This window comes from Stenotrophomonas maltophilia, assembly GCF_023518235.1.
In the GTDB taxonomy this organism is placed as follows: Bacteria; Pseudomonadota; Gammaproteobacteria; order Xanthomonadales; family Xanthomonadaceae; genus Stenotrophomonas.
On record NZ_CP090423.1, the window covers coordinates 2,000,096 to 2,013,798 of the forward strand.

At 68.6% G+C, this 13,703-nt stretch carries 11 protein-coding genes; 1 reads left to right on the forward strand and 10 read right to left on the reverse strand.

Annotation, left to right across the window (positions count from 1 at the left end; genetic code table 11):
- Positions 1 to 6: 6 nt before the first annotated feature.
- The 6 genes from LZ605_RS09470 to LZ605_RS09495 form a co-directional block, all read right to left on the reverse strand.
- Positions 7 to 1,167 (reverse strand): AAA family ATPase, encoded by a 1,161-nt coding sequence (locus LZ605_RS09470; RefSeq protein ID WP_249844609.1) that lies wholly within the window; start codon positions 1,165 to 1,167, stop codon positions 7 to 9.
- A 116-nt stretch (positions 1,168 to 1,283) separates the two neighbouring features.
- A complete protein-coding gene (locus LZ605_RS09475) occupies positions 1,284 to 2,354 on the reverse strand; it encodes a GGDEF domain-containing protein (protein ID WP_249844610.1) in 1,071 nt (356 codons plus the stop codon).
- A gap of 89 nt (positions 2,355 to 2,443) precedes the next feature.
- Positions 2,444 to 3,166, reverse strand: coding sequence for a pseudouridine synthase (locus LZ605_RS09480; RefSeq protein WP_005408708.1), 723 nt, complete (start codon positions 3,164 to 3,166; stop codon positions 2,444 to 2,446).
- Between the two features lie 34 nt (positions 3,167 to 3,200).
- Positions 3,201 to 4,865, reverse strand: a complete 1,665-nt coding sequence (locus tag LZ605_RS09485) for a sensor domain-containing diguanylate cyclase (RefSeq protein WP_249844611.1) — start codon at positions 4,863 to 4,865, stop codon at positions 3,201 to 3,203.
- A 108-nt stretch (positions 4,866 to 4,973) separates the two neighbouring features.
- On the reverse strand, positions 4,974 to 7,397 hold the full coding sequence (locus LZ605_RS09490; protein WP_249844612.1) for a putative bifunctional diguanylate cyclase/phosphodiesterase: 2,424 nt from the start codon (positions 7,395 to 7,397) through the stop codon (positions 4,974 to 4,976).
- 229 nt (positions 7,398 to 7,626) lie between these two features.
- Positions 7,627 to 9,582 (reverse strand): DEAD/DEAH box helicase, encoded by a 1,956-nt coding sequence (locus tag LZ605_RS09495; RefSeq protein WP_249844613.1) that lies wholly within the window; start codon positions 9,580 to 9,582, stop codon positions 7,627 to 7,629.
- 270 nt (positions 9,583 to 9,852) lie between these two features.
- On the opposite strand from LZ605_RS09495, the gene LZ605_RS09500 reads away from it, so the two are divergent.
- Entirely contained in the window at positions 9,853 to 10,074 is a 222-nt protein-coding gene (locus tag LZ605_RS09500) for an RNA-binding S4 domain-containing protein (protein ID WP_006426190.1), read from the forward strand.
- 11 nt (positions 10,075 to 10,085) lie between these two features.
- On the opposite strand, the gene ubiM is transcribed toward LZ605_RS09500, so the two are convergent.
- The 4 genes from ubiM to LZ605_RS09520 all read right to left on the reverse strand — a co-directional run bounded on the left by ubiM (position 10,086) and on the right by LZ605_RS09520 (position 13,519).
- Positions 10,086 to 11,264, reverse strand: coding sequence for a 5-demethoxyubiquinol-8 5-hydroxylase UbiM (gene ubiM / locus LZ605_RS09505; protein ID WP_249844614.1), 1,179 nt, complete (start codon positions 11,262 to 11,264; stop codon positions 10,086 to 10,088).
- Between the two features lie 80 nt (positions 11,265 to 11,344).
- Positions 11,345 to 11,734, reverse strand: coding sequence for an MAPEG family protein (locus LZ605_RS09510; protein ID WP_249844615.1), 390 nt, complete (start codon positions 11,732 to 11,734; stop codon positions 11,345 to 11,347).
- Positions 11,735 to 11,745: 11 nt separating this feature from the next.
- Positions 11,746 to 12,291 carry a DUF4019 domain-containing protein gene (locus LZ605_RS09515; RefSeq protein WP_249844616.1) on the reverse strand — a complete coding sequence of 182 codons (546 nt, stop codon included), beginning with the start codon at positions 12,289 to 12,291 and terminating at the stop codon, positions 11,746 to 11,748.
- A gap of 58 nt (positions 12,292 to 12,349) precedes the next feature.
- Positions 12,350 to 13,519, reverse strand: a complete 1,170-nt coding sequence (locus LZ605_RS09520; protein ID WP_249844617.1) for a hypothetical protein — start codon at positions 13,517 to 13,519, stop codon at positions 12,350 to 12,352.
- Positions 13,520 to 13,703: the final 184 nt, after the last annotated feature.

Sequence of the window (13,703 nt, forward strand, 5' to 3'; positions counted from 1 at the left end):
GACGGCTCAGCGCTGTGGCCAGTGCCAGGCCGGGGCATCCAGCAGACCCTGGCAACTCAGCAGGGTGCGGCCCTGTTGCTTGTGCAGGTGCAGCGAATGACACCCCGGCGCCTGTTCCAGTGCCGCGATCAGGCGGCTGGCGTGTGACACCACCCACACCTGGCTGCGTGCGCTGGCCGCAATGATCAGCCGTGCCAGCGCTGGCAGCAGGTCCGGATGCAGGCTGCTCTCCGGTTCGTTGAGCACCAGCAGCGGTGGCGGGCGCGGGGTATGCAGGGCCGCGGCCAGCAGCAGGAAGCGCAGCGTGCCGTCGGAAAGCTCGGCCATCGACAAGGGCCGCAGCAGGCCGGGCTGGTGGAAGCGCAGGGCCAGGCGCCCGTCCAGTGCCTCGAACCCGACCGTCGCCCCCGGGAACGCATCGTCCACGCTGCGCGCCAATGCGACCGGATCGCCGATCTCGACAATGGTCACCCACGCCGCAGCCAGATCGCGCCCATCGTGATGCAGCACCGGCGTGCGCGTGGCCATCGCCGGCTGGCGTGCAGGCGCATCGGCGTCGCTGCGGAAATGGTCGTAGAAGCGCCATCGGCGGATGTAGTCGCGCAGGGCCAGGGTCTCGGGCATGCGCTGCGGGTCAGCCACCTGGGTGAACAGGCTGTCGAACACCGACAGGCGGTCATCGACCCGTTCCCAGCCCTGCGCATGGCGCCGTCGCACAGTCGCCCCGCGGCGATCAACCAGCAGGTTGGCGCTGCGCAGGAACGGCCCGGCCCAGATCGCTTCGGCCTTGATCTGCGGATCCAGCGCGAACGCCGAACGGCTGGGTGGCGGATAGCCGAAGTCGATGGCATAGCCGAATTCGTCGGTGGCAAAGCCCAGCTTCAACCCCACTGCGGCCTGGCGTGGGCCGCCCTGCAGCGGGATCTCGCCCGCGCCGACGCGACGGTCGATCGTTTCCGGTCCGGCCCACAGTGCCGAGCCCAGACCCCCTTCGCGGGCCAGCACGGCAGCCACCCCGCCCTGCGCGGTTTCCGCCAGCAGGCGCAGTGCGCGATACAGGTTGGATTTGCCGCTGCCGTTCTCACCGGTGATCACGTTCAACGGGCGCAGGGGCAGCACCAGGCCGTACAGCGAACGGTAATGGGCGATGGCCAGGGTCTGCAGCATGGGCGAGTCCGGGGAACAGGAACGCCATACTCGCGCGGTGCAATCGCACAGGCCGCGACACAGCGTTAGCCCATCGGTAAAAGCATCCACGCCGGGCGTGGAACTACCGGGGGGGCTCAGTCGGCCCGTTCCACCCGGTTGCGGCCGTTGCCCTTGGCCCGGTACAGCGCCTTGTCGGCGCGCGCCAGCGTTTCGTCCACGTTCTCGCCCGCGCGGTGCTGGGCCACGCCGATGCTGATCGTGACAGGGAAACCCAGCGGCAGGTCGGCCACCGCCAGGCGCAGGAACTCGCATTGCAGTTCGGCCGTGCGCAGGTCGGTACCGGGCATCACCGCCACGAACTCCTCGCCGCCGTAGCGTGCGGCCATGCCGCGGCCGGCGAAGTGCGAGCGCAGCAGCACGCCCAGTTCGGCCAGCACCCGGTCACCGGTGGCATGGCCCTGGAAATCGTTGATGTGCTTGAAATGGTCGATGTCCAGCAGCGCCACGCAGGCCAACCCCGGCTGCCCTTCGGTCACGGCCACCGCCTGGTCCAGCGCCGCCGCCATCGCGCGACGGTTGGGCAGCCCGGTCAGTGCATCGGTACGGCTCTGCTCGGTGAGGTCGGCGTTCTGCGCCAGCAGCACGTCCTGGTATTCGGACAGCAGGCGTTCGTAGTCGTCACGCTCGAGCATGTGCTTCTGGATGTCGAGCGCGAAGCGGCGCAGCTCCATCACCAGCATCACCTGCCGCGACAGCGCGGCCAGTGCCTCGGCCTTGTCGTGGGCCAGGTGCTGCGGCTGTGCATCGAACACGCACAGCGTGCCAAGCGGCAGGCCATCGGAGCTGATCAACGGTGCGCCGGCGTAGAAGCGGATATGCGGGTCGCCGGCCACCACCGGGTTGTCGTGGAAACGGATGTCCTGCAGGGCGTCCTCGACCACCATGATTTCCTGCGGCTGCAGGATGGCGTGGCCGCACATCGATTCGCTGCGCAGGTTCTCGGCCGCGTCGATGCCCTGGATCGACTTGAACCATTGCCGTTCAACATCGATCAGGGTGACCGCCGCCATCGAGGTGCCGCAGACTGCCTTGGCGATCACCACCAGGTCATCGAAGGATTTCTCACGCTCCGAATCGAGGATCCGGTAGCGGTACAGCGCCTCGAGGCGGAGGGCTTCGTTGGCGGGCTTGTCGGGCTTGATCATGCAGCGTCATGTTCCGGCAGGTCACTGCGAAGTCTAGCGGATGCCGGGCTGCAATCCGCACATCGAGGGGTGCCGGCCAGCGGCCGGCACTACCAGTCCAGCTGCTTCGGCAGCAGGCCCTGCAGTTCCTGCTCGGTCAGGTTGCGCCACTGGCCCGGCTTCAGCGCGCCAATCTTGATGTTGTCGATGCGCACGCGGCGCAGCTGGGTCACCCGATAGCCGAACTCGGCGGCCATCAGGCGGATCTGCCGGTTCAGGCCTTGCTGCAGGGTAATGCGGAAACCGAACTTGGCGATGCGCGAGGTCTTGCACGGCAGCGTCATCTGGTCGTGGATGCGAACCCCACGGGCCATGCCGCGCAGGAACTCATCGGTGACCGGCTTGTTGACCGCCACCAGGTACTCCTTCTGGTGACCGTTCTCGGCACGCAGGATCTGGTTGACGATGTCGCCGTTGCTGGTCATCAGGATCAGCCCTTCCGACTCCTTGTCGAGGCGGCCGATCGGGAAGATGCGCTGCTCGTGGCCGACGAAGTCGACGATGTTGCCCTTGACCGACGTCTCGGTCGTGCAGGTGACGCCGACCGGCTTGTTCAGCGCGATGTAGACGTGGCGGCGGGCGCCGGGCTTGCGGGCCACGCGCGCGCGCAGCGGCTGGCCGTCGACCAGCACCTGGTCTTCCTCGCCCACCACCGCGCCGGTGCCGGCCGGATGGCCGTTGACGGTGACCCGGCGGGCGGCGATCAGGCGATCGGCCTCGCGACGGGAGCAGAAGCCGGTATCGGCGATATGTTTGTTGAGTCGGGTGGTCATCGCACCATTATCCGGTATCGCCGCCCGGCGCGCCTCATGCCAGTGCAGGTGGATCGAGCGTTTCACCGTCGAACACGCGGTTGCGGCCGCCGCGCTTGGCCGCATACATGGCATGGTCGGCCCGGCGCAGCAGCGCCGCCAGATCGTCCTCGCCCGGCCGCCACTGTGCCAGGCCGATGCTGGCGGTCACCTCCAGGCCCGGCACCTGCAGCGCCTGCCCCGCCTCGGTGATGCGCTGGCGCAGCCGCTCCAGGCGCGCCGACGCGGCCTCGCGCGGCATGCCCGGCATCAGCAGCAGGAACTCCTCGCCGCCCATCCGCACCACCTGGTCCTGGCTGCGCACCGCCGCACGCAGCGCACGCGCCACCGCCACCAGCACCTGATCGCCCACCGCATGGCCATGGCGATCGTTGATGTCCTTGAACAGGTCGATGTCGAGGAAACCGATCACCAGCGGCCCACGCTCGCGGTCCACCCGTTCCAGCTGGCGGGCCAGCTGCTGCAGGCCGGCGCGACGGTTGGGCAGCCCGGTCAGGCCATCGGTCTCGGCCAGCTGGCGCAGTTCATCGCGTTGCTGGCGCAGCCGCCCCAGCCGCTGGTTCAACGCGTAGGCGGACATCATCAGCAGCCAGGTCACGGCCAGCTGCAGCGCCTCCACCCGGTACTCCAGCAGCCACTCCGCACGGCAGGCATCGGCGACGATCAGCACCAGCATCGGCGCCAGCGCCGCCAGCCCGGCCTGCGCCCAGCGGTCACCGCGCCAGCGCGCCCACACGCCCACGGCCAGCGCCAGGCCGCAGCCCAGCAGGTAGGACGCCTGCAGGCCGCGCGCCACCCAGGCCAGGCCATCGCGTTGCAGCCACGGCACCAGCACCGCCACGCCCAGCAGCCCCCACAACGCCAGCAACTGGGCCGGGCGCGAGCGCGGCAGCAGACGATCACCGCCATTGAGCCGCCACAGCGCAGGCAACACCAGCGCCTGGGTCGCTGCGGTCAGCGCCAGCAGCCACCAGGCGCCCTGTTCGCCCACCGGCAGCCACGGTTCCGGATAGCCGCTCAGGCCCCCCAGGATGGACTGCCACAGCACCATCACGGCGGTGCCGGCGATGTAGACCAGGAAACTGCGATCACGCGTGGTGAGGAACGCCATCAACGCCGACAGCGCCAGCGCGATCGCCACTGCGATGCAGGCCGCGCGCACCAGCAGCCGGGCGGTGTCGTTCTGCTGCACCGGGCTGGGCGCGCCCAGCCGCAGCGTCGGCACCCAGCGCGCCTTCAGTGGTGTCTGCCAGGAAACCAGGAACGGTTCATGGCTGCCGGCCACGGGCACCGCGACCAGGCCGATGCCCGCGCGGAAGCGCGAATCGCGGGTGCGCGCGTCGTGCATGTTGCCGCAGATCTCGCGATCACCGTGCTGCACGCGCACTTCGCCGGCAAACACGTTGAACACATCCAGCGCCTGCGGCTGGCCCGACCAGCCCCCCGGTGGTGCCGCGACCTGCACCTGCTGGCGCGGACCGTCCAGCATCTGCGGCGTGCAGGCCCGGTGCGGCGTGGGTTCGTCGGTGGCGCTGCCCACCAGCAGGTAATCGTGTCCGGCCGCTGCCGGAGCCGCCTGCAGCGGCCAGGACATCGCCCACCACAGCAGCAGCACGATCCGCACCCCACCTGTTCGGTACCGCCACTGCCTGCCGCCCACGCCACGTCCTGTTCCTGCCTACGACCGCGCCCACTGCACGTCGCCCCTGGCCGGCATTATCGCAGCCCCCGCAACGTCGCATGTGTAGACCAAAGTCGCTGCGGGCCTTCAGCCGGCGGCCGGCGGTCCTTTCACTGCGACCAGCCGCGCCGGCCGCAGCTCGGACAGCGTCATCCGTTCCAGCGGCTGCGGCCGTTCGATCGCATAGCCCTGCAGCCCCTGCACGCCCAGCCGGGTCAAGGCGGCGGCGACCTCGGCCGTCTCCACCCACTCGGCCACCACCTCCATCTGCAGTTCGCGCCCCAGTTCGCTGATCGCACGTACGGTAGCGTGGCTGACCGGATCGGTATCCATGTCACGCACGAACGCACCGTCGATCTTCAGGATGTCCGCCGGCAGCTGGCGCAGATACCCGAACGAGGACAGGCCGGAGCCGAAATCGTCCAGCGCCATCCGGCAGCCGCGCGCCTTCACCGCATCGATGAAGGCGCGTGCCTGGCTCAGGTTGCTGATCGCGGCCGTCTCGGTGATCTCGAAGCACAGCTTGGACGCCAGCGCCCGGTTGCGTTCCAGCAGATCGCAGACGAAGGCCAGGAACCCCGGCTCTGCGATCGACTGTGCCGATACGTTCACATTGCACAGCCCCAGCTGCCGGACATGCGCCGGGCAGACCTGCAGGTGCCGGAACAGCAGGCCGAGCACGTGCCGGTCCAGTGCCACGGCCATGCCGTAGCGCTCCACCGCCGGCATGAACTGGCCCGGCAGGTGCAGGCTGCCATCGCTGCCACGCATGCGCACCAGCACTTCGTAGTGCAGGTACTGCGGATCGCCGACACGGGCGATGCGCTGGGCGTACAGCACCATGCGGTTCTCGGCCATCGCCACGCTGACGCCCTGCAGCCGTTCGGCTTCGCGGCGCCGTTCCTCCAGCGCCATGCGGTTTTCGTTGAAGCAATGCACGCGATTGCGCCCGGCCTGCTTGGCCGCGTAGCAGGCACTGTCGGCGGCGCTCATCAGCCAGTTCACGTCCGGCGCCTCGGCGTTGACCTCGACCACGCCGATGCTGCAGCTCGGCTGCGGGCTGCCCTCCCGCATCGGGAAGCTGGCCTGGCCCAGGTTGCGGATCACCCGCTGCAGTACGCGCTTGGCCTCGTCCTGCCCGGCATGGGCGAGGAACACCGCGAATTCGTCGGCGCCCAGGCGGCCCACCCAGTCGCCGTCGCGCACCGCCGCCAGCAGATAGTCGGCGAAGCTGCGCAGCATCTGGTCGCCGGCAGCATGGCCGAAACTATCGTTGACCAGCTTGAAATGGTCCAGGTTGATGTAGCACAGCGCGTGCGTGCCGCCCTCGCTGCGCACCTGCAGCAGCGCCCGCTCCAGCAGCCGCTCGATCTCGCGGCGGTTGATCAGGCCAGTCAGCGGATCGTGGCTGGCATGGTGCTCGATCTCGCGTGCCAGGGCATGATTCTGGCTGACGTCCTCGATGATCGCGAACACCGACAAGCCGCCATCGGCGCTGCGTACACCGGTGCCACTCCAGCGCCCCCAGACCAGGCTGCCATCGCGGCGCCGGAAACGCAGCTCACTTGGCCGCAGCTGCCTGTCCCAATCGATCCGCCCCACACCATCGATGACCAGTTCCCCGTCCATCAACAGGTCGCCCCGGGACAACTGCATCAGCGCATCGCGACGATGGTCGAGGATGTCGGCCATCGCCTGGTTGGCCTCAAGCACCTTGCCGTCGGTGTCGAGCTTGAGCATGCCGACATTGGCCTGGTAGAAGGCCGCGCGGAACCGGCTTTCATGCTCGGTCAGGTCCTTGCCGACGCGCCGCGCCAGTGCGACCGCCATCAAGCTGATCGCCAGCACCGACAATCCACCGACCACCAGCGTGGCGATGCGCACCATCGTGGCCATGCGCAGCAACGCCTGCGAAAACGCCTGGGCCTGGATCTGCAGGCGGCGGTCAAGATCGCGCAGCTGCTGCAGATGAAGGTCACGGGCGGCAGTGGGCAGCGCGCCCTGCGGGTGCCGCCGCTGCAACGTATCGATCAGCCCCTGCACCGCTCTGAGGTCATCATCGGTATTGCGCCACAGCGTGGTGGCTTCGCGGAAGGCGCCGATGTCGCGCGCATAGCGGAACGAGAACACCAGGCGCGGAATATCCGCCGGCGCGTTGCCGCCCTGCAGGAAGCCCTGCCTGGCCTTGCCGACATCCGGCTCGGCCTGTTCGAGCGCAAGCCGCGCCTGCAGATCGCCCAACGGCACCCGCAGAGCCTGGCGCGCATCGTCCAGATCGCGGGCATCGGCACGGGCCAGGTAACGGCTGAGCGCGGCGGTCGCATCCTGCTGCCCCCGCGACCAGTAGCCCTGGCCGGCGATCCAGGCAGTGGACGCCGCCTGCAACTCCTGGATCAACGCGGACAGTGCCACCAATCCGATCGCCATGCCCGTCAGCAACGCAAATCGCAGTCCCAGGCCACGGGTCATCGGAACCCGTCGGCGCTGCTGGTCCGTGCCACTCCTACCCATCCCGGATCCCCCCGAATGTGCTGCGGTGACAACCTCCCTTGGAACCGGTCCAGCCTATGACCGGCAATGTGTGGGCCATGCGAAAAAGGGGACGGAGGGGATCAAGTCGTTTTCGGCATAAGCGTCCAGCCGGCCAATTGCGACTTAATCCCCTCCGTCCCCTTTTTCGTGGGCCACAACGGGCAACGCCAGCCCGGAGGCTGGCGTTGTTCACTACGTCGGGTGAGGCTCAGTAGCTGCGCGGGCCGCGCGGCTTGAAGCCATCACGGCGCGGCGGGCGGCCGTCGCGGTCACCACCACGGTCGCCGCGCTCGCCACCGTGACCACCCGGACCACCCGGGCCGCCACGACGCGGACCACCCGGACCACCCGGACCGCGCTTGTCGAAGCGCGGCTTGAACGGGCGCGGAGCCGGGTTGGTGTCTTCACCCGGGGCCAGCGCACGCATCTGCAGCTGCTGGCCGGACACCCAGACCTTCTGCAGGTGCGACAGCACGTCCGGCGGCATCTGCGCCGGCAGATCCAGCAGCGAGAAGTCGTCGTGGATGTCGATGCGACCGATGAAGCGGCTTTCCAGGCCGGCTTCGTTGGCGATGGCGCCGACGATGTTGGCCGGCTTCACGCCATGCTGGTGGCCCACCGAAATGCGGTAGGTCTCCATGCCCTGCTCCGGTGCACCGCGCGGCGTAACCTCACGGCGCGGGCGCTGCTCGAAACCGCCTTCGGCGTCATCACGGCGCGGGCCGCGTTCGAAACGCGGACCACGATCGTTACGATCGAAACGATCACCGCGTTCCGGACGGTCGCCACGGTCGAAACGCTCGCGCGGGCCCCGTTCTTCACGCGGGGCGCGCACCGGCGCCTGCAGCAGGAACGGAGTGTCGCCCTGCAGCATCTTGGCCAGCGCGGCGGCCACTTCGATCGCCGGCACGTTCTGCTCGTTCTCGAAGCGCTCCAGCAGCTGGCGGTAGAAGTCCAGGCCACCGGCGCCGAGGGTCTCGCTGATGCGCGAGGTGAACTTGTTGATGCGGGTGTCGTTGACCGCTTCCACGCTCGGCAGCTGCATTTCTTCGATCGGCTGGCGGGTGGCGCGCTCGATCTGGCGCAGCATGCCCTTCTCGCGCGGGGTGGCGAACAGGATTGCCTCGCCGCTGCGGCCGGCACGGCCGGTACGGCCGATGCGGTGCACGTAGCTTTCGGTGTCGTACGGGATGTCGTAGTTCAGCACGTGGCTGATGCGCTCCACGTCCAGGCCACGCGCGGCCACATCGGTGGCCACCAGGATGTCCAGCTTGCCTTCCTTCAGCATGGCGATGGTGCGCTCACGCTGGGCCTGCTGCATGTCGCCGTTGATCGCGGCAGCCGCCAGGCCACGGGCCTGCAGCTTGCTGGCCAGTTCTTCGGTGCCGGCCTTGGTGCGCGCGAAGATGATCATCGCATCGAACGGCTCCACTTCCAGGATGCGGGTCAGCGCGTCCAGCTTGTGCATGCCACTCACCCACCAGTAACGCTGGCGGATGTTGGCCGAGGTGGTGGTCTTGGCCGCGATGGTCACTTCCACCGGATCCTGCAGGTAGGTCTGCGCGATGCGACGGATCTGCGGCGGCATGGTGGCCGAGAACAGGGCCACCTGGCGCTGCTCCGGCAGCTTCTTCAGCACGGCTTCGACGTCGTCGATGAAGCCCATGCGCAGCATTTCATCGGCTTCGTCCAGCACCAGGGTCTTCAGCTCGGACAGGTCCAGGGTGCTGCGATCCAGATGGTCGATCACGCGGCCGGGGGTACCGACCACGATGTGCACGCCACGGCGCAGCGCCGACAGCTGCTGGCCGTACGGCTGGCCGCCGTACACCGGCAGCACTCGGAAGCCCGGGATCTTCGACGAATAGGACTGGAACGCCTCGGCGACCTGGATGGCCAGTTCGCGGGTCGGCGCCAGGATCAGGGCCTGGGGCTTGATCTGCTGCAGGTCGATGTTGGACAGTGCCGGCAGTGCGAACGCAGCGGTCTTGCCGGTACCGGTCTGGGCCTGGCCCAGCACGTCGCGGCCTTCCAGCATCGCCGGGATGGTGGCCGCCTGGATCGGCGACGGGGTTTCGTAGCCGATGGCGGTGACCGCCTGCATCACGGGCTCGGACAGGCCGAGCTGCGCAAACTGCAGCGGCGCTTGGGATTCTTGGGACATGGAAAACTCCAAAGGCACGGCCATCTGCATGGCAGTGCGATAAAAAAGGGATGGTCCGCGCTTTGGGCGCCCTTCTTATCGCGTGCCCTGGCGCTGCTCGTTCGGAGGGAGATTCACTCGCTCAGAGCGGAATGATACCGCATTGATCCTGAACAACGCGTACAGCTTTGCGTGCGCGTGCCGTCATGCCCCGTGCTGGCGCACAATACGCGCCCTCTTCCCCCCCGGCCCGGCCGCTGGCCCGTGCCCTATCCCAGGAAACCCCGCTCCATGCAGATTCTCGAATTCGACCTCGACGGCGACTACGTCGAACTCAAGCAGCTGCTCAAGCTGGCCGACCTGGTCACCAGCGGTGGCGAGGCCAAGATGGTCATCAGCGAAGGCCAGGTCCTGGTCGACGGTGAGGTCGAGCTGCGCAAGGCCTGCAAGATCCGCGCAGGCCAGGTGGTGGAATTCGCCGACAGCCAGATCCGGGTGCTGGCCGCCGGCTGATCTGAACCGGTTCAGGCCACGCGCTGGGTCAGATGCGCGGCAATCAGTTGCCGGAACGGCGCGACGCCCTGTGCCAGGCGCAGACCGGCCGCACGCAGCACGCGGGCCGGGCGGCGGTCGTCGGTATACAGGCTGGCGATTGCATTGGTCGCCTCGTAAAGCGGTCGCGACGCCAGTCGATGACCACGCTGGTAGCTGGCCAGCATGCCTGCGGCGGCAATGTCGGCACCGCGGCGCTGCTGCTCGACGATGCCCTGTGCCAGCCGCTGCGCGCTGGCCAGGCCCAGATTGAAGCCATGCGCGGTGACCGGGTGCATGCCCACCGCGGCATCACCGATCAGCGCCGAGCGCTCGCCGACGAAACGGTGCGCGTACACGCCGACCAGCGGATACGCCTGTGGCGTGGCCACCGGCTGCATGCGACCCAGGCGGTGCTCGAAGAAGGCCGTGACGGCTTCACCGAAGGCCACCTCGTCCATCGCCAGCAACTCCTCGATCTGCCGCGGCGGCAGCGTGATCACCGCCGAGGCCTGGCCCTGGTTGAGCGGCAGCAGCGCCAGGGTGCGGCCATAGCCGAACCACTCCCAGGCGGTGTGATGGTGATCGCGCTCGACCTGCATCCGGCACACCAGCATCGACTTGCCGAAGTCGCGCATCTGCGCGCCGATGCCGAGCATGCGGCGGGTGGCGGAGAAGCGGCTGTCGGCGGCGATCAGCAGGCGCGCGTGCAGTTGGCTGCCGTCATCGAGCTTGACCACGTGGCCCTGCGCGTCGGCCTGCACCCCCAGCACCTTGCGCCCGTCGAACAGTTCCAGGCCGTCCTGCCCCTGCACCGCATCCCACGCGGCACGGCGGATCAGGTGGTTGGGCACCAGCCAGCCCAGCGGCTGGCCGTCGACCTGGCGGCTGGCAAAGGTCAGCGCGAACGGCGATGCGCCGTTCATCACCCGCGCATCGCGCAGTTCGGCGATCTCGGCATGCGGCAGGCGCTGCCACAGCCCCAGCTGCTCCATGCTCTGCCGCGAGGCATGGGTCAGCGCGATCTCGCGGCCATCAAAGGCGGCATCGGCCAGCGCCTGGCGCGGCTGCACGTCCACCAGCCCGACCTGCAGGCCGCTGTCGGCCAGCGCGCGCGCAAAGCACAGGCCTGCCGGCCCGGCACCGACCACCACCACGTCCATCCTGCGCATGCGCGCCTCCTGCCGTTGATCCAGTCCGCGCCAGCATAGCGCCGTGCAGCTGAGCGGCCTTGATCTGGATCAGCGCCGGATCACAACAGCGCGAACACCAGCGCCAGGATCGACAGCAGCGACACCAGCCACACCAGGCTGCGCACGTACGGCACGCCGGCGGCGTACAACGGCAGATAAGCCACGCGCGCCCAGAAATAGGCCTGCGCGGCCAGCGCCGTGGTGTCATTGCCGCGCCCGGCCAGCACCACCGCGATCGCGGCGGCAGCGAAGAACGGGAAGGTCTCCAGGAAGTTGGCCTGGGCCCGTTGCAGGCGGCCGGCCAGCGGGCTGAGCGGCCGGGCCTGGCCATCACGTGCCGAGGCATTCCACTTCATTCCCCGCTCGCGGGTGACCACGGTGGAGGTGGAGAAGATGTAGACGAAGCCCAGCAGGGTCGCCCAGGCCAGCATGGTCAGTTCGGTTGCCATCATCGTTCTCCTCAGGGACCCGACGCGCGCAGGCTGTAGCCGGCCAGTCGCCACACCTGGTCCTCGTCGAAACGGAACGACACCAGCTCACGCACCGGCTGTGCGCTGTTGGCGAAGCGGGTCGGGAAGCTGACATTGATGTACAGCCCCTCCGGTACGGCCGCACCCGCGCTGTACTTGACCCGGGTGATGGTCGGCTGGCCACGGCCGGCCATCGCGCCCAGGCGCGTGCGTTCACCGGCCAGCTGGGTAACGAAGGCAGCCTTGGGAACCGCGCGTCGTGCGACTGCGGATGCGCCGTCCCACAATTCGCCTGCGCGATTGGCATCGACCAGCTGCGCGACCCGCACCGCCGCCGCACCCATCTCCGCATCCTGTTTCTGCACCTGCGCCTGCTGTGCGGCGGTCAGTGCCGGCGCGCCCGCGGTAAGCGGCTTGGCCGCCGCCGGCGATGCCGGTGCCGGTCGCGCAGGCGCGGGGGCGGGCGTGGCCGGTGCAGGCGCCTGCGCCAACGCGGCGATGGGCATCAGGGACATCAGCAGGAGCACGCGCTTCATGGACACCGCCGGTTCTCGGGAAAGAACCGCAGTCTACGCCAGCGCGGTGACCGCCTCGTCAGCGCGCGGGGACGCTGCCTTCCACCGCCCCGGCAGCCGCGTCGGCCTGCGCCGCAGGCCTACCGGCGTCCGCAGGCAGCTGCTCGGCCACCGGCGACGGCTCGGACGGCGCCGGCGGCAGCGTTGCCACGTCGATCTCCGACAATGGGCTTTCCTCCGGGCACACCGCATCCGGGAACCCGAAGCGCTGTTTCAGCGCCTGGCCGCAGCTGTTGATCGATTCCATGTCGGCGCCTTCGCGCTTGCACTGCTGGTCGAAGGCGATCAGGAACGCATCCTTGCGCTGCACGAAATCATCGCCGCAGGCGCGCATCTGCTTGATCCGTTCCAGATCATCCTGCACGGCGTTGGTGCCATCCAGCCCGTACTGGCGCAGCTCGTCGGCGGTCAGCAGGCGCAGGCTGCGGTTGGGCACGGTCATCATCAGGTCGGCCACGCCGACCGCCACTCCGTTGCGCTGCAGGTAGTCCTTCACGTTGTCGTAGACCTCGTGCAGCTCGCGGTTGAGTTCAGCACGCGAGGTGGCCTTGGAACTGATGCGCATCATGCGGTGGATGCCGACCTTGCCCGACAGCAGGCGGTTGTCGCCGGCTGCCAGCACGAACACGCAGGCGCTGTGGCAGATCGAGCCTTCGCGCACCCAGATGGTCCAGCCCGATTCGCCGATGCTGTCACCGGCCACGATCGCCGATTCCACCTGGCCACCGCTGGAATCGAGGTCAAGGATGCGTTTGTGGATCTTCTGTTCATCGGCCACCACAGCCAACCGCCACATCATCTCGGCGAAGCCCGGATTGATCTTGCCGGCATAGCGCACGCGCATCAGGCCGCGCTCGGCACACGGCGCCAATGCCTGGCTGATCTGGTCGCGCTGCAGGCCTTCCAGCTCGACACCGTCGCCGGCGTCACCGGCATATTCGGTGCTGCAGCTGACCCAGGCGCGGCCGTTCTCCAGCTGCGCCTGCGGCCACGGCCGGTCGGCCCGGCTGCGGGGCGGCGCCGGCGGCGGTGGCGCATCGGCGGCATTGATCGACACCATGTTCTCGCCATCGCTGGCCGGTGCCCGCGCGGCCTTGTCGGCGGCGGTCACGTTGCCCGGATTCTCCAGCTGGCTGCAGCCCGCCAGGGCCAGGCACAACAGGGGCAACCAGCGGAGTTTGGCGGACATCGGGCAACCGGTCTTCATCTGAGCAAGAGCCACAGTCTACCCGTCCAGGCCGCGCATTCAGTGCCTGGCACTGAACCCCTTCTGACCCTTGGGGAAAAAGCGTGTCGACCCAGGTCGACACCTGCCAACAGCAGTGCAGAACACCCTCCCGCAGGAAGCCCGCTGTTGCAGTTGACGGCCAGCG